Here is a 21,580-nt window from a genome sequence, read left to right as displayed (position 1 = left end):
TGCGCAAATGTCACAGAGCAGTGACATTGCGCAAATGGCTCTGTCGACTGTAGTCGCGTGCTTGCTCGGGCTCATGGTAATCCACCCCGGGCATCCCTTGTTGTCTGGACAATTTTTCGCGGGCAAGCGCGCTCCTACAGCGCGGTTTCAGCACGTTGCAGTGGAGCGTCGACGTGTTGCAGAGGAGTTCCAGCGGTGTTGGAGCGGAGTGTCAGCAGAGATGGAGCGGAATTTCAGTGAGTTGCAGTGGACCGTCAGCGGGGTTTCAGCGAAGTTGGACCGAGTTTCAGCGCGTTGCAGTAGAGTGTCAGCGGAGGTGGAGCAGAGCTTCAGCGGCGGCTCACTCGACGCCGCGCGGCAGGTACAGCGTCACGCGCAAGCCGCCTTCGCGCATGTTCTGCAACGTCACTTCGCCGCCGTGGCTATGGGCAATATTCCGGGCAATTCCAAGGCCCAGGCCATAGCCCTGCTGATGCTTGCCGGCCAGCCGAAAGTGCGGCTCGAAGACCTGTTCCATTCGCTGTTCCGGCACGCCCGGACCTTCATCTTCGACGTGGAGGATGAACGCCTCGGCGTCGTCTTCGACAAACAGGTGCGCGCGGTCGCCGTACTTGATGGCGTTGTCGATGAGGTTGCCCATGCAACGGCGCAAGGCCAGCGGCTTGCCGTAAAACATCGACATCGCCTTGCCCTGCAGCGTGACACGCCCTGCCCCGTCCGGCGCCAGATAGGGTTCGATCAGGCAATGCAGCGCATGGTTGAGATCGACCGGTTCGATGTTCTCGTGAATGTCAGTGTCCTTCACGCATTGCAGCGCGCCTTTGACCAACAGCTCCAGCTCGTCCAGATCGCGGGTGAATTTGGCCTGCATCTGCTCGTCTTCGAGCAATTCGACCCGCAGTCGCAACCGGGTGATAGGCGTGCGCAAGTCATGGGAAATGGCGCTGAACAACTGGCCACGCTCGGTCAGGTAACGACTGATGCGGTCACGCATGGTGTTGAAGGCTCGGGTGACTTCCACCACCTCACTGCCGCCACCTTCGACTACCGGCTCGACGTCGGCACCCAGCGACAAATCGCGCGCGGCATGGGCCAGACGCTTCAGCGGGCCGCTTTGCCAGTGCACCAGCAGGCCGATAAAGAGCAGCAGGAACAGGCTTGTCAGTGCGATAAACCAGACCTGCTGCGACGGCAGGCCTTCAGACTCAAGCATGGTGTAGGGCTCGGGCAGCAAAGACGCGATGTACAGCCATTCTCCCGGTGACAGCTCGATCTGCGTCACCAGCACAGGGGGGTTCACGGGTTCGAGGGTAAGCGCGTAATGAGCCCACGACCGTGGCAGCTCGTCGAGTCTCAGGCCGCTGTTGAAAATACGCAGGTCTTCAGGCCGCACGAATCTGACGAGGATATCCGGGTCGGCGCCCAGGTTCTGCCGCAGGACCTGCCCTACCACATCGATCACTGCGGTCTTGCGAGCGGTGGGTTCGAGCACCTGCATTTCCAGGGGCCGATCGTTGAGCGAGACGAAGAAGCGGGTGCCGCCCATGCTGCGAAGCTGATCAAGCACCAGCGGGCGGAAGGCAACGGGCAGCGAGCGGAAGTAACTGACACTGGCAGCCATGGAGAACCCCAGGCTGCGCGCACTGGTGACCAGGCCTTCCATCTGCGTGGCGCGTAACTGCGACAGCCAGATCAGGCTGGACAGCGTCTGCGCCATCAGCACGGCAAGCAAGGTCAGCAACAACATGCGCCCCAGCAAGGAACGCGGTACCGGCAAACGGCGCTTCTTGTCGGTCACGATCAAGGGTTAATAACCGTTACCGGCTTGCGGCAGCACATTGGCTGCCAACAGATAACCGCTGCCTCGTACGGTACGGATCAGTCGCGGCGCCTTGCCAGTGTCTCGCAACCGCTGACGCAGCCGACTGACGGCCATGTCCACGATGCGCTCCAGCGGCATCAGCTCGCGGCCGCGGGTCGCATTGCCGATAGTGTCGCGATCAAGGATTTGCTGGGGGTTGTCGAGGAAGAGCTTGAGCAGCGCAAAGTCGGCGCCGGACAGAATCACTTCTTCACCATCGTTGTGAAACAGCCGATGACTGACCATGTCCAGCCGCCACTCATCGAACACCAGGACTTCGCCGCCGCTGCGTTCCTGACCGAACTGGGCGCGACGCAACAAGGCCTTGATGCGAGCCTGGAGTTCACGCGGGCTGAAGGGTTTGGCCATGTAGTCATCAGCGCCCAGTTCCAGACCTATGACGCGGTCAGCCTCGTCAGAACTGGCGGTGAGCATGATGATGGGTATGTGCGGCTGGCGCGGGTGCTGCCTGACCCAGCGACACAGGCTGAAGCCGTCTTCATCGGGCAGCATGACATCGAGGATCAGCAGGTCGCTCGCTTCCTCGTTGAATGCCTGACGGAACTCGGCGCCATCGCCGACCGTGCGCACCTGAAAGCCGGAGCGGCTCAGATAGGCTTGCAGCAACTCGCGAATCTCCTGGTCATCGTCGACCACCAGAATCGATTTACTGACAGCGTTCACGTAGGTCGTCCTTGTGGGCAATGGTTGGGTAAAGCAGTCGCAAGCCTCAAAATTACAAGCTTCAAGCTCAAAGCTCAAAGCTCAAAGCTCACAGCCAGACGTGCGCGGTCTTAGCTTGCAGCTTGGAGCTTGCCGCTTGCCGCTTGCCGCTAGCGACTCGTCGCGAATTGATCCAGCGCCACGCCGGCACCCGTCAGGCCGGGATATTCGGCCGTCACCAGCCAGACCGGCACGTCCTTGAAGTAATCCTTCATCAAGCCCTTTTCGGCGAAAGCCTTGTTGAAGCCGCTTTGCATGAAGAAATCAACAAACCGCGGGATCACGCCACCGGCAATATACACGCCGCCGCGCCCGCCCACAGTCAGAACATTGTTGCCTGCCACGCGACCGAGGAATACACAGAACTGCTCAAGGACCGCGCTGGCAACCGGATCGCCCTTGAGGGCCGCCGACGTAATGGCCGCCGGCGATTTGAGTTCGGGCTCGATATTATCCAGCCCGCAGCTCACCTGATAAAGCAGCAACAGACCGGCGCCGCTCAGGATGGTCTCGGCGCTGACGTGTTCATGTGTGGCCATCAGACGCATCCAAAGCATCGCTTCGCGCGGCGTGCCGATGGGCAGATCCACATGGCCGCCCTCGCCGGGCACCGCAGACCAACGCGCCTCGCCGGTGCGGATCAACGTGCCGACGCCCAGGCCGGTGCCAGGCCCGATGACCACGCGGGCGCCCTGCGGATCACCCTTGCCATGGCGAATGGTCAGGTACTCGTCATCTTTCAGACGGGTCATGCCCAACGCCATGGCAGTGAAGTCGTTGACCATCAACAGGTGGTCGATTTTCAATTCGGCACAAAACGCCTGCCGATTGATCGTCCAATGGCTGTTGGTGAAGTGAAACTCGTCGCCGATCACCGGCCCCGCCACGGCCAGACAAATGGACGTGACATCGCCGCGCTGCAATTCCAGATCTTGTAAATAGACCAACAGGGCCTTCTCGGGACTGGCGTAATCGGCCGTCGCGAACACCCTGATCGAGTGCAACTGGTCATCTTCCCAAATGGCGAAACGCGCATTTGTGCCGCCGATATCACCCACCATCGCCAATGTCACTTGAGCGTCTCCAGATTCGAAGTAAAGGCGCTGGCGCCCTTCTCTGCCGAGCTGAAGGCCATGCGCATGAAGCCGAACAGTTCACGCCCGCTGCCCACATTGTGTGACAGGCGGCCGATCGCCGGCTCTCTGGCGGCCAATTCTGCCGGTTCGATCAGAAGTTGCAACGTTCCTTTTACGCCATCGACACGAATGAGATCCCCATCACGCACCAACGCCAGCGGTCCGCCGTCCGACGCTTCGGGGCACACGTGAATCGCGGCGGGGATTTTCCCCGAGGCACCGGACATTCGGCCGTCGGTAATGAGCGCCACTTTGAAGCCTCGATCCTGCAATACGCCAAGGAACGGCGTCATTTTGTGCAGCTCGGGCATGCCGTTGGAACGGGGGCCCTGAAAACGCATCACCGCGACAAAATCGCATTCCAGTTCACCGGCCTTGAAGGCGTCAGCGAGATCCTGCTGGTCCTCGAACACCTTGGCGGGCGCTTCGACGATCTGATGTTCCAGGGCAACGGCGGAGACCTTCATCACGCCGCGGCCCAGGTTGCCTTCCATGACCCGCAGGCCGCCCTCGGCAGAAAAGGGCCGCGCGATGGGGCGCAGAACGTTTTCGTCCAGGCTCTCGATCGGGCCGTCACGCCATACCAGCTTGCCCTCTTCCAGAAAAGGCTCCTGGGTGTAACGGCGCAGGCCGCGACCGACCACGGTGTTGACGTCTTCATGCATCAGGCCTGCATCAAGCAGCTCACGGATGAGGAACGACATGCCGCCTGCGGCCTGGAAGTGATTGATGTCAGCCTTGCCGTTCGGGTAGACGTGCGAAAGGGTCGGCACGACTTCCGACAGGTCAGCCATGTCCTGCCACGTCAGTTGAATGCCCGCGCACTGGGCAATCGCCGGCATGTGCAGCGTGTGGTTGGTGGAACCGCCGGTCGCGTGCAGGGCAACAATCGAGTTGACCAGCGAACGCTCGTCCACAATCTCTCCCAGAGGGATGAAGTCGCCGCTTTGTTTGGTCAGGCGCGTGACTTGGAACGCCGCCTCGCGGGTCAGGGCATCGCGCAGCGGCGTGTAGGGATTGACGAAAGAGGCACCCGGAAGATGCAGCCCCATGACCTCCATCAGCAACTGGTTGGTGTTCGCCGTGCCGTAAAAGGTGCAGGTACCCGGGCCGTGATAGGACTTCATCTCAGAGTCCAGCAGCTCTTCGCGGGTCGCTTTGCCTTCGGCGTAACGCTGACGCACGTCGGCTTTCTCCTTGTTGGAGATGCCCGACACCATCGGCCCGCCCGGCACAAAAATGGTCGGCAGATGACCGAAGCGCAGCGACCCCATCAGCAGGCCGGGCACAATCTTGTCGCAGATGCCCAGCATCAGCGCACCGTCGAACATGTTGTGGGAAAGCGCCACTGCCGTTGCCATCGCAATGACTTCTCGACTGGCGATACTCAGCTCCATGCCCGGCTCGCCCTGGGTGACGCCGTCACACATAGCCGGAACGCCACCGGCAAACTGGCCAACCGAGCCTATTTCGCGCAGCGCCTTTTTGATCTGTTCGGGAAAATGTTCGTACGGCTGATGCGCCGAGAGCATGTCGTTGTAGGAGGACACGATGGCGATGTTGGCCGCGTTCATCATGCGCAGGCTGTTCTTGTCTTCGGGACCACATGCCGCCACGCCGTGGGCGAAGTTGGCACATTGCAATTTGCCGCGCATCGGCCCGTCGCTCGCCGCACCCCGGATCAATTGCAGGTAGCGTTGACGGGTTTCACGGCTGCGTTCAATCAGCCGTTCGGTTACCTCAAGGACGCGGGGATGCATGTCATGAACTCCAGGCTAGCGGATGTGGTCACCCGTTCAGGCGCTTTCACACGGCGGCGATCATCGCGAGGCTCAGACACGAGCGTCGGCAAGCGCTTGATTTTCAGCCAGTTGTGACGGCTAGACGAGTTTCTATTTGTAGATAAACCAAAATACTGCCACTAAAAGGGGTTGTTTTCTATTTTTATGAGAATAATCTTGTAATTCCAACAACAAATTCTTGAGGACGGGTGTATGACTCTCCGCATCGCAATCAATGGCTTTGGCCGCATCGGCCGCAACGTCCTACGCGCACTCTATACCCAAGGCTACCGTCAAGACCTGCAAGTCGTCGCCATCAACGATCTGGGCGACAGCGAGATCAACGCCCATCTTCTGAAATTCGACACCGTGCACGGCCCCTTCCATGGCACCGTCGAGCACGATGACCAGAGCTTGACTGTCAATGGTGACCGCATCGCCGTCAGCGCCATTCGCAACCCTGCTGAGCTGCCATGGAAATCCCTGGACATCGACGTGGTGTTTGAATGCACCGGCCTGTTCACGGATCGCAACAAAGCGGCGGCGCATATCACTGCCGGAGCCAGAAAAGTCATCATCTCGGCCCCGGCCAAAGGCGCCGACGCGACCATCGTCTACGGCGTTAACCATGACGTGCTGCGTCAGTCGCATCAGGTCATCTCCAATGCGTCATGCACCACCAACTGCCTGGCCCCGGTCGCACAAGTGCTGAACCGTGAACTGGGCATCGAAAGTGGTTTGATGACCACCATCCATGCCTACACCAACGACCAGAACCTGATCGACGTTTACCACACCGACCCGTACCGGGCGCGCTCGGCCACCCAGTCGATGATTCCGAGCAAGACAGGCGCTGCCGAAGCCGTTGGCCTGGTATTGCCGGAACTGGCGGGCAAGCTGACCGGTATGGCGGTTCGCGTGCCGGTGATCAACGTGTCACTGGTCGACCTGACGATTCAGCTCAAGCGCGATGCGACGGCTGAAGAGGTGAACGCGATCATGAAAGAGGCCGCGCAGCACTCGAAAATCCTCGGCTACAACACCCTGCCGCTGGTCTCCCATGATTTCAATCACAACCCGCTGTCGTCCATCTTCGATGCCAACCACACCAAGGTCAGCGGTCGCCTGCTGAAAGTATTGGCCTGGTATGACAACGAATGGGGTTTCTCCAACCGCATGCTCGACAACTGCCTTGCGCTGATGAATGCCGAGTAAGCAAGTGATGCCTGTTCCGCAGGGCAGCGCCTGGTCGTGATGTCGATGTCTAAACCGCTGTACGTCAGCGGTTTAGGCCGATTCATCACGCGACAGCGTATTGTTCTATTGAGGGCCGACAGCGAACTCCCGGCGCTTACAATTCTTACCGACCACGGCCTTGACCTGACCTACAGATGAGAAGCATTATCATCTGCTAACTTTTGGTCGAGCGCTTCCGTGACTCAGTCGCATTTCAATACTGTTTTCCTGGCCCGCCGAACCATTCTGCTGCGCACCCTTCAGCGCATGGTCCGCAGCCACACGACTGCCGAAGATCTGCTCCAGGAAACCTATCTGCGTGTGGCTCGCGCGCTGGCCGAGCGCGCAATCGAGCACCTCGAACCCTTCGTATTTCAAACGGCGCGTAACCTGGCGCTGGATTTTCTGCGTACCCAGCGCATTCATGCCCGAACCCTGGTCGACGATGCACCGGTGAGCGACATCCATAACGTGGTTGCTCCAAATGGCGCTCTGGAGGACGCGGCCCACGCCAACCGCTTGCTCGAAGGCCTCAACGCGAGCCTGGAAACCCTCACGCCAAGGCAACAAAGCATCTTCACGCTGAGTCGGCTCCACGGCGCGAGCTATCTGGAGATTGCAGAGCAGTTGGGCGTTTCCACCAGCACCGTGCAGAAAGAACTCAAGCTGGTCATGGCGCTTTGTCTCAGTGTGGCCGCGCGTCTGGATCACTGATCCCGCCGTCAAAATCGTCAGCCGGCCCTGTGTTGCTGACGCTACACTGCCGCCAAAATCGTCGCCCCGAGGACGCTTCTTGAAGCCACCACAATCAAACCGCCACCCTCAGGCCGAAGCCTCTCACCCTGCCGAGGCGATGGATCAGGCGCTGACCTGGCTGATAGAGCTGGAGGTCGCCGATGCCGAGCAGCACGAGCTTTTTGAAGCTTGGCTCGACGCAGATCCGGCAAATCGTGATGCCTTTACAGAAGCCAGGGCGGTGTGGCATTCGCAGCCGGTGCTCGACGCCGCGAAGATGCTATCTGCTCCTGAAAAATCAGGCGTGCCGGCACGCAGTCGCAAGACTTGGCTGCCTGTGGCGACGGCCGCGTTGGTACTCCTCGGCGTGTTCTTGTTCAGCGACCTGCCCTTGCGCGTTCGGGCCGATCATCTGACGGTCGCAGGCGAACGGCAGCACTTGGCGCTCACAAACGGTTCGAAGGTGCTACTCAATACCCAATCGGCGTTATCCAGCGCACCTGGCAACGGCGTTCTGCTGGCGCGCCTGCTGCAAGGCGAAGCGTTTTTCGACGTGCCTGACAGCAAGAGCATGCCGCTGGAAGTGCAAGCCGGCCCTGCACGTATGCACGGAGCAGGCACAGCATTTGCCGTGCGCTATCTGGATGGCGTGGCGCAGATTCAAGTCCAGCGCGGCGACGTACGGGTGCAGGCGATGCGCGGCGATGCCGACGTAAATCTGGTTGCCGGAGACAGCCTTCGCGTCGGCCCCGAAGGTTTCGGGTTGCCGGAGAAGGCCGACCAACGCAAAAGCCTGGCGTGGGTGCAGGGCCGGCTAATCGTCGAAAACTGCCCGCTGGCCGAGGTGCTGACCGAGTTGCGACGCTATTACCCCGGCTGGATCATCAACACCAACCGTTCGCTCGACCGGGTAACCGTGACCGGTAATTACCGGTTGGACAGCCCTCTGGACATCGTTCGCTCACTGGCGCATATCACTTCCGCCCACCTGCACGAGCTTCCGGCACTGGTGATTCTGAACTGAGCAAAACTATTTTTACGCGATAGCGACCCGCCGTACGTCTAGTCATAGCCAATGCAACTGATTCTTATTTGAATCATTTCGCAACACCTAAGACGACCCGCACGCCAGGGAGCGCTATACATGCTGTCCACGTTCAATGCCACCCCACCCGTCTCAACCAGACCCGCTCGCCATCTCGGACTTTCGCTGCTGACGCTGGCTATTTTCAGCGCGGTGATGCACACCCCAAACATCGTCGCCGCCGAGCAACTGGAGCGCGTGGCGGGCAGCTATTCATTTGCGATCAAGCAACAGCCCCTGGCCTCTGCGCTGAACGAGTTCAGCCAGACCACCGGTTGGCAAGTGGGGCTATCGGCGGAGTTGGCAGACAACATCACCTCGCCCCCCGTCAGCGGCACCCTTTCCCCGAAGCAGGCGCTTGAACGCTTACTGGCCGGCAGCCACCTGAATTACCGGAACCTGAGTGCCGACAGCGTGGTTTTGGAGCCGCGTGCGGATGGCGCGCTGGCACTGGCGCAAATCACGGTCAGCGCCACCCGTCAGGCGCAATCGGTCGATTCGGTGCCCAGTACGGTGACGGTGCAGGACCGTACGGCGCTGGATCGGCGAAACGTCAATACGATCCGTGATCTGGCACGCGACGAGCCTGGCGTTTCCGTGGGCGGCGCCGGCCAGCGAGCAGGCACCAGCGGTTACAACATTCGCGGCATCGACGGGGACCGAATCCTGACTCAGGTGGACGGCGTAGAAGTGCCGGACAACTTTTTCCAGGGCCCGTTTGCCAACACCCATCGCAACTACGTGGACCCGGAGGTCATCAAGCGCGTCGAGATCCTGCGCGGCCCTGCATCGGCGCTGTACGGAAGCAGCGCCATTGGCGGTGCTGTGAGCTATTACACGCTTGATCCGGAGGACATCATCAAGCCGGGCAACGATGTTGGCGCTCGCCTGAAAACCGGTTACAGCTCGGCGGATAACAGCTGGCTGAATTCGTCCACGGTGGCCGGACGCGCGGGCGATTTTGATGCGTTGCTGCACGTCAGTCAGCGTAACGGACGGGAGACCGAGTCATACGGCGAGCATGGCGGCACCGGGCTGGCGCGCACCGCGGCCAACCCCGAGGACGCCCGCGCAACCAATGTGCTGGGCAAGCTGGGCTGGAACTACGGCGACACCGACCGCCTTGCTTTCACCTACGAGAAGTACAAGGACGATACCCACACGGATCAGAAAAGCGTCGTGGGCGGGCCTTTCGGCGGTGGTAGAGCCATGGGCATGTACCGAAGCCGCGAGGGCAACGACGTCGTCACCCGCGAACGTTTCTGGCTGGAGAACAGCTTCGTCCTGGACACGCTGTTGGCCGACAACGCCCGGTGGAGCCTGAATTACCAGATCGCCAAGACTGATCAAACTACGCTGGAGAGATATTTACCCAGCAACCCACGGACCGGTTCGGTTCTGCGCGATGTCTGGCGAACCCGAGACACGCGCTACAAGGAGCGTCAGTGGATCCTCGACGCGCAGCTGGATAAGGCGTTCGACATCGGCGACACCCAACACCTGCTGACTTACGGAACCACCCTCAAGCAGCAGAAAGTGACGGGCGAGCGCAGCGGCGCCGGCACCTGCGCGGCTGTGGCGGGTTCATGCACTGTCATCGGCTCGCCGTCAGCGGCCGATCGCCTGAACAGGACCAACGATTTCCCGAACCCGACCATCACCACCTACGCCCTGTTCGCTCAGGATGAAATCAAATGGGGCGACTGGACATTCATGCCTGGCGCGCGTTACGACTACACCGCCCTCGACCCGCACGCCACAGATGAGTTTCTTCAGCCCTTCAAGTTGACCAGCAAGGACCAATTCGACGACAGCACCAAAAAATGGCATCGCCTGTCGCCCAAACTGGGGCTGACCTATGCCCTTTCCGATGCCTACACCTGGTACGGCCAGTACGCCGAAGGCTTCCGCACGCCGAGCGCCAAAGCGCTGTATGGCCGGTTTGAGAACACAGCGGCGGGTTATCTCGTGGCGCCCAACCCCGACCTCGAACCGGAGAAGAGCAACAGCTACGAAACCGGCCTGCGCGGGCATTTCGACGAAGGCACGTTTGATCTCGCCGTGTTCTACAACAAGTACCGCAATTTCATAAATGAGGACGCGATCATCCCGGCGACGTCTACCTCGATGACGTTCCAGTCCAACAACATCAAGCACGCCACGATCAAGGGGGTCGAGCTCAAGGGTCGCCTGAACCTGGACAGCTTCGGCGCGCCTGCAGGCGTCTATACCCGGGGCTCGCTGGCATACCTGTACGGCCGTAACGACGACACAGGCCAGCCGATCAACAGCATCAATCCACTGACCGGTGTGTTTGGCCTGGGTTATGACCAAGGCAGTTACGGGGGCCTGCTGAACTGGACGCTGGTGAAACGCAAAACGCGGGTGGACAGCAGCAATTACCACGCCCCGGATGGGTCAACCCCGTTCAAGACGCCGGGCTTCGGCCTCGTCGACCTCACCGGCTATTACAACGTCACCCAGGACGTCACGGTCAGTGGCGGTCTGTACAACCTTGCGGACAAAAAATATTGGCAGTGGGATGACGTTCGCGGCTACGACAGCACCGGCGAAGCGGGCGCCACTGCCCCTGCCAATCTTGATCGCCTGACGCAGCCAGGCCGCAACTTCGCCGTCAATGTGGTGTGGGCCATCTGATCGTCCCCGGTCGTCGGAGCGGTTTTTTTACGCTCCGACGACGCTCGTTCGTCTCGTCCACAAGCGCCCCGCCCACAAGGAAGAACGCATGACCACCGAAGCCATTCGCCGCTCGCAACGACTCAACCAAATCACCGACGCGCCTCATGAACAACTGGACAAGGCCGTCAGAGCCCACGCGCCGTTTGAAACGCTGGCGAGCTATTGCCGATTCCTCACTGCTCAGTATCTGTTTCAGGCAGAGCTGAAAACCTTGTACACCCAGCCGTTGTTGATCGAGCTGATGACCGACCTCCCCGAGCGCTGTCGCGCCGAACAGGCGAAAGCGGACCTGCAAGACCTCAAGGCCTCCATTCCCGATCCGGTCACTGGCGGCGTCGATGCACCGAGCCTTGCGGAAGCCCTCGGCTGGCTGTTCGTTTCGGAAGGCTCGAAGCTGGGTGCAGCATTTCTGATCAAGCGTGCCGTGGCGCTGAACCTGAGCGACACATTCGGGGCGCGGCATCTGGGCGAACCCGCAGGAGGTCGGGCGGAGGGATGGAAACGTTTTGTCAGGATGATTGACGACCTGCCGCTGACCCCCGAACAGGAACATGAAATCGACCGGGGCGCGGTGGCGGCCTTCGAGCGTTTCAACGCGCTGCTGCAGCACGTCTATGCTCCGACCGCTGAAACCGAACCCGCCTGACACCGGGCCTTTTGCGTTCGGCACTGATAAGCTGAGCGCCTTTGCGGGACCTCAAAGCCCCGCAACACCTGCTTACTTTGCATTACCGAGACCATGACCAGTATTCCACCCGGCAGCAAACTGTCCCGCATCCTGTTTGGCATCCTCGCTTACGTCAGCCTGACGATCGGCATCGTCGCGATTTTCATCCCGGGCCTGCCCACCACCGAGTTCATCCTGCTGGCAGCATGGGCCGCCACTCGAAGCTCGCCGCGCTTGAGTGCCTGGCTTGAAAACCATCGTGTGTTCGGCCCGATGCTGAGTAATTGGCGCAACGGCAAAATGATCGCCCGCAAAGCCAAGATCAGCGCGACGGTGACGATGCTGCTCTGCGCGGCCATGATGCTGGTGCTGCTAAAACACAACTGGTGGATCTACTTCGCGGTGGCCGGCATGGTGCTGGTCAACGTGTGGATATGGTCGCGGCCGGAACCATCGCGGCTCCAGCCGGAAAGTAAAGTGTAGAACCGGCTTCAGCCGGGAATAGGCAGGTTGAATACCCTCAGTTCCGGGGCTTGAGTCTGACACCTTCCCCGGCTAAAGCCGGTCCCACAAACCTCGCGCCGCAGGTGAACCCGGGGAAGGCATGGGGGTCTGTCCTCATACTGCCCACCGCTTTCACGGAGCCACTGCCATGTTCGAGCCAGGTCATCTGCATATCACCCGCGCGGCCCTGCAACCCGACGAGGTCGGCTACGATCTTCACATTCGCTATCAGGTCAGCGAGACAGACTCAGGTCCGGGCATGCAGTTCACCCTTGAAGGCGACGTCAACGGCCAGGCGGTCAGTGAGACCTTTGACCTGCCCAAGGACAAGGCCTACAACTTCGCCAGCGAGGCGTCTCGCCGCCTCGAAAAGCATGGCCTGCCAAAAACCACCGACCTGCACGCGATGCACGGCGAGTACGACCAGATGTTCGAGGACATCCGCCACAAGCTCGGCATGAAATCCGGTGATCCGGTCAAACCAGAGCATCTGCAGTAACCTGCCCCGGCTGGCAAAGTGACTTTGGGGCCGCGATTGGTGCGGGGATTACTGGCATAATCGCCGCCCTCATTCCCGCGAATCTTTTCCCTGCTCATGCGTATTCACGTTACGTTCATTGACCGCGTCGGCATCACTCAAGAGGTGCTGGCCATCCTCGGCGCGCGCAACCTGAACCTCGACGCCGTGGAGATGGTGCCGCCCAACGTCTACATCGACGCCCCCACGTTGAGCCATGAGGTGCTCGAAGAACTCAAGGATCGGCTGTTTAGGGTGCGCGGTGTCGAAGCCATTACCGTGGTCGATATTCTGCCTGGGCAGCGCCGACATCTGCAGCTCGACGCCCTGCTCGCAGCGATGACCGACCCGGTGCTCGCACTGGACAGTGCCGGCCACGTGTTGCTGGCCAACCCCGCACTGGTCGCACTGTGTGGCCGCGAACCCACTGGCGAGCCCGTCGGTGAACTGTTTTCTGATACGGGCCTGCAGTCGGCGCTGCTGGAAAATGGCTTTCGTCTGCCGCTGCGCGAGGTCACGCTCAATGGCGAGGCCCTGCTGCTGGACGCGACCCCCATCACTGACGCGGGCGCGTTGCTCACCCTCTATCTGCCCAGCCGAATCGGCGAACGCCTATCGGCGCTGCATCACGATCACGCTGAAGGCTTTGACGCACTGCTGGGCGATTCGGCGCCAATCCGAACCCTCAAGGCACGTGCACAACGGGTCGCAGCATTGGATGCGCCGCTTTTGATCCAGGGTGAAACCGGCACCGGTAAAGAGCTGGTTGCACGCGCCTGCCATGCGGTCAGTGCTCGCAACGGAGCGCCTTTTCTTGCGCTGAACTGCGCAGCGCTGCCGGAAAATCTCGCCGAAAGCGAACTGTTTGGCTATGCCCCCGGCGCATTCACCGGCGCCCAGCGAGGCGGCAAGCCGGGCCTGATGGAGCTCGCCAACAAGGGCACGGTGTTTCTCGACGAGATCGGTGAAATGTCGCCTTACCTTCAGGCAAAGTTGCTGCGCTTCCTCAATGACGGCAGTTTTCGGCGGGTCGGCGGCGACAAGGAAGTGCAGGTCAATGTGCGCATTCTCAGCGCCACGCACCGTGACCTGGAGAAGATGGTCGCCGAGGGCACCTTTCGCGAAGACCTGTTTTATCGCCTCAATGTGCTGAACCTTGAAGTGCCTCCTTTACGCGAGCGTGGCCAGGACATTCTGATGCTGGCGCGCTATTTCATGGAGCAGGCCTGCGCGCAGATCCAGCGCCCCGTCTGCCGCCTGGCACCTGCTACCTACCCTGCCCTGCTTGGAAATCGCTGGCCGGGCAATGTTCGGCAGCTGCAAAACGTTATCTTCCGCGCCGCAGCGATCAGCGATAGCTCACTAGTGGACATCGGTGACCTCGACATCGCCGGCACGTCTGTGGCCAAAGGCGTCGAGGGCGAAGTCGAAAGCCTTGAGGCAGCGGTCGAGCAGTTTGAGAAAACGCTGCTTGAGAAGCTGTACAGCCAATACCCCTCTACCCGCCAACTGGCGGTGCGGTTGCAGACATCCCACACCGCGATCGCTCATCGCCTGCGAAAATACGGTATTTCCGGCAAAGGTTAGGACGCAGGCATCATGTGTGCTGCCCAGGCCTCCCCGACATCTCAATCCGCGCGGCAGTCGATGCAAACCTGTAGGAGCCGGCTTACTGGCGAATCGGTCGTGCCAAATACCTAGGTGATAGCGATCAGAATGCGTTCGCCAGCAAGCCGGCTCCTACAATCGGCGGTCAGCGGTCAGCGGTCAGCGGTCAGCGGTCAGGGGTCAGAGATTAGCAAACCTTGTTGGCACGATATCGAAACAGCGTAACGAATTCATTCCGTCACGGCTAAGCTAGCACGCGCAGGGCCGGAATTTAGCTAATCGCTTAAACACACCTCTCCCATGTAATGTTTTCGTTCCAGTGCCTTGCAAGCTGGCAATCAGCGGGATCGCTGCAGCCCCCTGTTCGCTGGAGCTTCCCCACCTTGGCCGCAAACTTGCTATGCACTCCCCCATCACGCTCGGGCATAACGGGCGATTTACCATCTGGGGAGATTTCATGAGCGAGTTGCGTTTTACCGAAGACCACGAGTGGCTGCGCGCCGAAACCGACGGCAGCGTTACGGTCGGCATCACCGCATTCGCGCAGGACGCGTTGGGCGATGTGGTTTTCGTGCAACTGCCGGAGCTGCAGTCCTACGATAAAGGTGCAGAAGCGGCGACCGTCGAGTCGGTTAAAGCAGCCAGCGGCGTCTACATGCCGCTCGATGGCGAGATCGTGGAAACCAACCCCGCACTGGATGCCAGCCCTGAACTGGTCAACGAAGACCCGCTGGGCCAAGGCTGGTTCTTCCGCTTTATTCCCTCCAATCCCGATGCAGTCGGCCAGTTGCTGACTCAAGACGCCTATGATCGTCTGATCAAAGCCAACGCCGAAGCCTGAGGAGCGCGCAATGACTGACCGTACCGAATTGAGCACCGCCAACGAGTTCATCGCCCGCCACATCGGCCCGCGCGCCGCTGACGAAAAGGCCATGCTGACCACGCTGGGCTACGACTCCATTGACGCGCTGACCGCCAGCGTCATTCCTGAATCCATCAAAGGCACCAGCGTGCTAGGCCTGTCCGCCGGCCAGAGCGAGGCCGATGCACTGGCTGATATCAAAGCCATTGCCGCCAAGAACAAGCTGTTCAAAACCTACATTGGCCAGGGTTACTACAACACCCACACGCCGGCACCGATCCTGCGCAACCTGCTGGAAAATCCGGCGTGGTACACCGCTTACACGCCCTATCAGCCAGAGATCTCCCAAGGTCGCCTTGAGTCGCTGCTGAATTTCCAGACGCTGATCAGCGACCTCACCGGCCTGCCGATCGCCAATGCCTCGCTGCTTGACGAAGCCACTGCCGCCGCTGAAGCGATGACCTTCTGCAAACGCCTGAGCAAGAACAAAAGCAGCAATAAATTCTTTGCCTCCGCTCACTGCCACCCGCAAACCCTCGACGTGCTGCAAACCCGCGCCGAGCCGCTGGGCATTGAGGTGGTCGTCGCAGACGAATTGCAACTGACCGACGTCAGCGAGTTCTTCGGCGCGCTGCTGCAATACCCTGCCAGTAATGGCGACGTGTTCGACTACCGCGAGCTGGTCGAGCGCTTCCATGCCGCCAATGCCCTGGTGGCCGTGGCAGCCGACCTGCTGGCCCTGACCCTGCTCACCCCGCCCGGCGAGTTCGGTGCAGACGTCGCGATTGGCAGCGCGCAGCGCTTCGGTGTGCCGTTGGGTTTCGGCGGCCCGCACGCCGCGTACTTCTCCACCCGCGACGCCTACAAGCGCGACATGCCTGGCCGGCTGGTCGGTGTGTCCATCGACCGCTTCGGCAAGACCGCCCTGCGTCTGGCCATGCAGACCCGCGAGCAACACATCCGTCGCGAGAAGGCCACCAGCAATATCTGCACCGCGCAGGTTCTGCTCGCCAACATCGCCAGCATGTACGCCGTGTACCACGGCCCGCGCGGCCTGACCCGCATCGCCAACCGCGTGCATCATCTGACCGCAATCCTGGCCAAGGGCCTGAGCCAATTGGGCGTAAACGCCGAGCAGTCGTTCTTCTTCGACAGCATCACCCTGAACACCGGCGCCAGCACGGCTGACCTGCATGCCAAGGCCCGCGCACAGGAAATCAATTTGCGTGAGGTAGACGGCCAGCGCCTGGGTGTCTCGCTGGACGAAACCACGAAGCAAGCCGACGTCGAAGTGCTGTGGTCCCTGTTCGCTGCTGAAGGCCAGGCTCTGCCGGACTTCGCCGCGCTGGCAGACAGCGTCGAAGCACGCTTGCCTGCCGAGCTGAAACGCCAATCGGCGATTCTCAGCCACCCGGTATTCAACCGCTATCACTCCGAAACCGAGCTGATGCGCTACCTGCGTCGCCTGGCGGACAAGGACCTGGCACTGGACCGCACGATGATCCCGCTGGGGTCGTGCACCATGAAGCTCAACGCCGCCAGCGAAATGATTCCGGTCACCTGGGCAGAATTCGGCAATCTCCATCCGTTTGCCCCTGCCGAGCAAAGTGCGGGTTATCAGCAGCTGACCGACGAACTGGAGGCCATGCTCTGCGCCGCCACCGGTTACGACGCGATCTCCCTGCAGCCAAACGCCGGCTCCCAGGGCGAATATGCGGGTCTGCTGGCGATTCGTGCCTATCACCAGAGCCGTGGCGATGAGCGTCGCGATATCTGCCTGATCCCCTCGTCGGCCCACGGTACCAACCCAGCAACCGCCAACATGGCGGGCATGCGTGTGGTGGTAACGGCGTGTGACGCACGCGGCAACGTCGACATTGAGGATCTGCGCGCCAAGGCCATCGAGCACCGCGAGCACCTCGCGGCACTGATGATCACCTACCCGTCCACCCACGGTGTGTTCGAAGAAGGTATCCGCGAAATCTGCGGCATCATTCACGACAACGGCGGCCAGGTGTATATCGACGGCGCCAACATGAATGCCATGGTCGGCCTGTGCGCTCCGGGTAAGTTCGGCGGCGACGTGTCCCACCTCAACCTGCACAAAACTTTTTGCATCCCCCACGGCGGTGGCGGCCCGGGCGTTGGCCCGATTGGCGTGAAATCCCACCTGGCGCCGTTCATGCCGGGTCACGCACGTATGGAGCGCAAGGAGGGTGCGGTCTGTGCAGCCCCGTTCGGCAGCGCGAGCATCTTGCCGATCACCTGGATGTACATCCGCATGATGGGCGGCGAAGGTCTCAAGCGCGCTTCGCAGCTGGCGATTCTCAACGCCAACTACATCTCCCGTCGCCTGGAAGAGCACTACCCCGTGCTTTACACCGGCAGCAACGGCCTGGTCGCGCACGAATGCATCCTCGACCTGCGCCCGCTGAAGGAAACCAGTGGCATTAGCGTGGATGACGTCGCCAAACGCCTGATCGACTTCGGCTTCCACGCGCCGACCATGTCCTTCCCGGTTGCCGGCACGTTGATGATCGAGCCGACCGAGAGCGAATCCAAAGAGGAACTGGACCGCTTCTGTGACGCGATGATCAAGATTCGCGAAGAAATCCGCGCGGTGGAAAGCGGTGCTCTGGACAAGGACGACAACCCGCTGAAAAACGCACCGCACACCGCTGCTGAACTGGTGGGCGAATGGAGCCATCCGTACAGCCGCGAGCAGGCCGTATACCCGGTCGCCTCGTTGATCGAAAGCAAATACTGGCCGCCGGTCGGTCGCGTCGACAACGTGTTCGGCGACCGCAACCTGGTTTGCGCCTGCCCGTCGATCGAAGACTACGCTTAACCCAGCCACGAGCTTCAAGCCGCAAGCTACAAGTGAAAGCCGGTCAGCTTTTACTTGCGGCTTGCAGCTTGCTGCTTGTTACGGCTTCACTTCCCGGAACCCCATCATGTCCCTGAGCGTGTTTGACCTGTTCAAGATCGGCATTGGACCGTCCAGTTCCCACACCGTTGGCCCCATGCGGGCTGCGGCGCGCTTCGTCGAGGGCTTGCAGCGCGACGCCCTGCTCGAGACCATCGTCTGCGTAAAGGTCGAGCTTTACGGCTCTCTCGGCGCCACCGGCAAGGGCCACGGCAGCGACAAGGCGGTCTTGCTCGGCCTGGAGGGCGAGCATCCTGACACCGTCGACACCGAAACCGTAGCAGCACGCCTGCAACACATCCGCAGTAACGAACGCCTGAATCTGCTGGGCAAGCACAGCATCGAGTTCATCGAAAAACATCACCTGGCGATGATTCGCAAGCCGTTGGCCTACCATCCGAACGGCATGATCTTCCGTGCCTTCGATGCCTCGGGTCTGCAAGTGCGCAGCCGCGAGTACTACTCGGTCGGCGGCGGCTTTGTCGTGGATGAGGATGCTGCAGGCGCCGACCGTATCGTCGAAGACCAGACGCAGCTGCTTTACCCTTTCAAGACTGCCAGAGACTTGATGGCGCATTGCACGGCGAGCGGCCTTTCCATCAGCCAGGTGATGCTGGCCAACGAAGCCGCGTGGCGTCCCGAAGCAGAGACCCGTCAAGGCCTGTTGCGCATCTGGCAGGTCATGCAGGATTGCGTTGAAGCCGGCTGCCGCAACGAGGGGATTTTGCCGGGCGGCCTGAAGGTCAAGCGGCGGGCGGCAGCCCTGCATCGCCAACTGTGCAAAAACCCGGAAGCGGCGTTGCGTGATGCCTTGTCAGTGCTCGACTGGGTCAATCTGTACGCGCTGGCGGTCAACGAAGAAAATGCCAACGGCGGCCGCGTGGTAACCGCGCCCACCAACGGCGCCGCCGGGATCATTCCGGCCGTGCTGCATTACTACATGCGCTTTATTACCGGAGCCAATGAGGATGGCGTCGTTCGGTTCCTCCTCACGGCTGCCGCTATCGGTATTTTGTACAAGGAAAATGCGTCGATCTCGGGCGCCGAAGTCGGCTGCCAGGGCGAAGTCGGCGTCGCTTGCTCCATGGCCGCTGGTGCGCTGTGTGAGGTCTTGGGTGGCAACGTGCAGCAGGTGGAAAACGCCGCCGAAATCGGCATGGAACACAACCTTGGCCTGACCTGCGACCCGATCGGCGGGTTGGTCCAGGTGCCATGCATCGAGCGCAACGCGATGGGTTCGGTGAAGGCCATCAACGCGGTGCGCATGGCGTTGCGCGGCGACGGTCAGCATTTTGTCTCGCTCGACAAGGTGATCCGCACCATGCGCCAGACCGGCGCAGATATGAAAAGCAAATACAAGGAAACAGCCCGTGGCGGCCTCGCCGTGAACATCATCGAGTGCTGATTCAACCCTACAGTCAGAGCGCTCCCTGCCTGCGCGGGGAGCCGGAATCGCTTCCAAGGAATAGCCCATGACCACCGAATTGTTGAAAACCCCGCTTAACGCCTTGCACCGTGAACTCGGCGCGAAGATGGTTGAATTTGCCGGGTACGACATGCCCGTCCAGTACCCTGCCGGCGTCATGAAAGAACACCTGCATACCCGTGCCCAAGCGGGCCTGTTCGACGTTTCGCACATGGGCCAGATCCTTTTGAGCGGATCAGGTGCAGCCGCAGCGCTGGAAACACTGGTGCCGGTGGACATCATCGACTTGCCTGTAGGCATGCAACGCTACGCGATGTTTACCAACGAGAACGGCGGCATCCTTGACGACCTGATGGTTGCCAACCTGGGCGACGATCAGCTCATGCTGGTGGTTAACGCTGCTTGCAAGAACGATGATCTGGCTCATTTGCAGCAGCACATCGGCACCCATTGCACCATCACCCCGCTGTTCGAGGAGCGTGCGTTGCTCGCGCTGCAAGGCCCACAGGCTGTAACCGCTCTGTCCCGACTGGCGCCGGACGTCGCGAAGATGACCTTCATGCAGTACACCTCGACGCAGATTGATGGCATCGACTGCTATATCAGCCGCTCGGGGTACACCGGAGAAGACGGTTACGAGATTTCGGTGCCGGCGGACCACGCTGAAGCGTTGGCGCGCCGGCTGCTGGCAGAGCCCGAAGTCGCCCCCATCGGCCTTGGCGCGCGCGACTCGTTGCGCCTTGAAGCCGGGTTGTGCCTCTACGGTCATGACATGGACACCGGCAGCACCCCGATCGAGGCCAGCCTGCTGTGGGCCATCTCCAAGGTACGGCGTGCAGACGGCGCCCGCGCAGGAGGCTTCCCCGGCGCTGACCGGATTTTCGCCCAGCACCAAAGCGGTGCGGCGCGAAAGCGCGTAGGCCTGTTGCCTCAGGAGCGTACGCCTGTGCGTGAGGGCGCGGAAATAGTCGACGCCGACGGAGCAGCCATTGGAACAGTCTGCAGCGGCGGCTTCGGCCCGACACTGAGCGCGCCATTGGCCATGGGTTACGTCGACGTCAAGTTTGCCACGCTGGACACGCCTGTCTGGGCGATCGTGCGAGGCAAGAAAGTTCCGATGCTTGTCGCTAAAATGCCTTTCGTTGCGCCACGTTACTTCCGCGGCTGAAGGAAGTTATCAACACATTGCGGCACCGCAACAGTGCATGGAACTGTACGGTTGCCGCAGTATGGCGCCAGGCTTTATAACAATGGAACTGTCAAAATATTGAACTTCAGAAAGACAGAAAACATTAAAAACTATCGATCATTCCAGCGCGGTTAATGTTTTTAAATAATGGCTTAACCCCCGTGAATACGGGCCCGAACGGGGCTTGTTTTTTCCTCGCAGGTTAGCGTAGAGTTTCTCGACTGTGTTTGCATGGGTCGCTGGGATCGTGACCCGGGCAGTAGCGCCAAAAGCAATGCTACAACCCGCTCTACGTTTCTTCTTCCTGCAACCAGCCCAGTACTCTTTCGTGTGAAAGAGACTGTCATTAATTTTATGCTCTTGGGAATAAGAAAATGTCTACACGTCAGAGCGGTACCGTTAAGTGGTTTAACGATGAAAAAGGTTTTGGTTTTATCACGCCAGAAAGCGGTCCGGATCTGTTCGTCCATTTCCGCGCGATACAGGGCAACGGTTTCAAGAGCCTGAAAGAAGGCCAGAAAGTGACATTCGTTGCAGTGCAGGGCCAAAAAGGCATGCAGGCTGACGAAGTCCAAGCGGAAGCCTGATAAGCCCACGCAAAAAGCCCCTGATGGCCAACGTCAGG

17 protein-coding genes are annotated in these 21,580 nt (G+C 60.5%); 13 read left to right on the top strand and 4 right to left on the bottom strand.

Annotated features, from left to right (window positions below):
• Window positions 1–340: 340 nt before the first annotated feature.
• The 4 genes from QRN48_RS13455 to edd form a co-directional block, all read right to left on the bottom strand.
• A complete protein-coding gene (locus QRN48_RS13455) occupies window positions 341–1,747 on the bottom strand; it encodes an ATP-binding protein (protein WP_152597710.1) in 1,407 nt (468 codons plus the stop codon).
• A 60-nt stretch (window positions 1,748–1,807) separates the two neighbouring features.
• The gene (locus QRN48_RS13450; RefSeq protein ID WP_037014852.1) at window positions 1,808–2,545 is read right to left on the bottom strand and encodes a response regulator; all 738 of its coding nucleotides are present in this window, start codon (window positions 2,543–2,545) and stop codon (window positions 1,808–1,810) included.
• A gap of 149 nt (window positions 2,546–2,694) precedes the next feature.
• Window positions 2,695–3,657, bottom strand: a complete 963-nt coding sequence (locus QRN48_RS13445) for a glucokinase (protein WP_191942943.1) — start codon at window positions 3,655–3,657, stop codon at window positions 2,695–2,697.
• Entirely contained in the window at window positions 3,654–5,480 is a 1,827-nt protein-coding gene (gene edd / locus QRN48_RS13440) for a phosphogluconate dehydratase (RefSeq protein WP_191942942.1), read from the bottom strand. The genes QRN48_RS13445 and edd overlap by 4 nt, the downstream gene beginning before the upstream one ends.
• Before the next feature lie 234 nt (window positions 5,481–5,714).
• Between edd and gap the strand changes: the two genes are divergently transcribed.
• The 13 genes from gap to QRN48_RS13375 all read left to right on the top strand — a co-directional run bounded on the left by gap (window position 5,715) and on the right by QRN48_RS13375 (window position 21,542).
• Window positions 5,715–6,716, top strand: a complete 1,002-nt coding sequence (gap, locus tag QRN48_RS13435) for a type I glyceraldehyde-3-phosphate dehydrogenase (protein ID WP_285351112.1) — start codon at window positions 5,715–5,717, stop codon at window positions 6,714–6,716.
• 219 nt (window positions 6,717–6,935) lie between these two features.
• A complete protein-coding gene (locus tag QRN48_RS13430) occupies window positions 6,936–7,451 on the top strand; it encodes an RNA polymerase sigma factor (protein ID WP_191942940.1) in 516 nt (171 codons plus the stop codon).
• Window positions 7,452–7,530: 79 nt separating this feature from the next.
• Window positions 7,531–8,496, top strand: a complete 966-nt coding sequence (locus QRN48_RS13425; protein ID WP_420850582.1) for a FecR family protein — start codon at window positions 7,531–7,533, stop codon at window positions 8,494–8,496.
• 120 nt (window positions 8,497–8,616) lie between these two features.
• Window positions 8,617–11,214, top strand: coding sequence for a TonB-dependent receptor (locus QRN48_RS13420; RefSeq protein WP_285351109.1), 2,598 nt, complete (start codon window positions 8,617–8,619; stop codon window positions 11,212–11,214).
• Between the two features lie 88 nt (window positions 11,215–11,302).
• Complete coding sequence (locus QRN48_RS13415; RefSeq protein ID WP_285351108.1) at window positions 11,303–11,902, top strand: biliverdin-producing heme oxygenase; 600 nt, start codon at window positions 11,303–11,305, stop codon at window positions 11,900–11,902.
• 93 nt (window positions 11,903–11,995) lie between these two features.
• Window positions 11,996–12,406 (top strand): YbaN family protein, encoded by a 411-nt coding sequence (locus QRN48_RS13410; protein ID WP_285351106.1) that lies wholly within the window; start codon window positions 11,996–11,998, stop codon window positions 12,404–12,406.
• A 169-nt stretch (window positions 12,407–12,575) separates the two neighbouring features.
• Window positions 12,576–12,926 (top strand): DUF5064 family protein, encoded by a 351-nt coding sequence (locus QRN48_RS13405; RefSeq protein WP_191942937.1) that lies wholly within the window; start codon window positions 12,576–12,578, stop codon window positions 12,924–12,926.
• Between the two features lie 96 nt (window positions 12,927–13,022).
• Complete coding sequence (gene gcsR / locus QRN48_RS13400; RefSeq protein WP_191942936.1) at window positions 13,023–14,531, top strand: transcriptional regulator GcsR; 1,509 nt, start codon at window positions 13,023–13,025, stop codon at window positions 14,529–14,531.
• A 478-nt stretch (window positions 14,532–15,009) separates the two neighbouring features.
• Window positions 15,010–15,393, top strand: a complete 384-nt coding sequence (gcvH, locus tag QRN48_RS13395; protein ID WP_037014877.1) for a glycine cleavage system protein GcvH — start codon at window positions 15,010–15,012, stop codon at window positions 15,391–15,393.
• 10 nt (window positions 15,394–15,403) lie between these two features.
• The gene (gene gcvP, locus QRN48_RS13390; protein WP_285351104.1) at window positions 15,404–18,262 is read left to right on the top strand and encodes an aminomethyl-transferring glycine dehydrogenase; all 2,859 of its coding nucleotides are present in this window, start codon (window positions 15,404–15,406) and stop codon (window positions 18,260–18,262) included.
• 106 nt (window positions 18,263–18,368) lie between these two features.
• Window positions 18,369–19,745 carry an L-serine ammonia-lyase gene (locus QRN48_RS13385; RefSeq protein ID WP_285351102.1) on the top strand — a complete coding sequence of 459 codons (1,377 nt, stop codon included), beginning with the start codon at window positions 18,369–18,371 and terminating at the stop codon, window positions 19,743–19,745.
• A 67-nt stretch (window positions 19,746–19,812) separates the two neighbouring features.
• Window positions 19,813–20,934 (top strand): glycine cleavage system aminomethyltransferase GcvT, encoded by a 1,122-nt coding sequence (gcvT, locus tag QRN48_RS13380; RefSeq protein WP_285351101.1) that lies wholly within the window; start codon window positions 19,813–19,815, stop codon window positions 20,932–20,934.
• Between the two features lie 395 nt (window positions 20,935–21,329).
• A complete protein-coding gene (locus QRN48_RS13375) occupies window positions 21,330–21,542 on the top strand; it encodes a cold-shock protein (RefSeq protein ID WP_003227496.1) in 213 nt (70 codons plus the stop codon).
• Window positions 21,543–21,580 lie beyond the last annotated feature (38 nt).

This window comes from Pseudomonas sp. ME-P-057, from assembly GCF_030208975.1.
Taxonomy (GTDB): domain Bacteria; phylum Pseudomonadota; class Gammaproteobacteria; order Pseudomonadales; family Pseudomonadaceae; genus Aquipseudomonas; species Aquipseudomonas lutea.
This window is presented reverse-complemented; position numbering and strand designations above follow the sequence as displayed.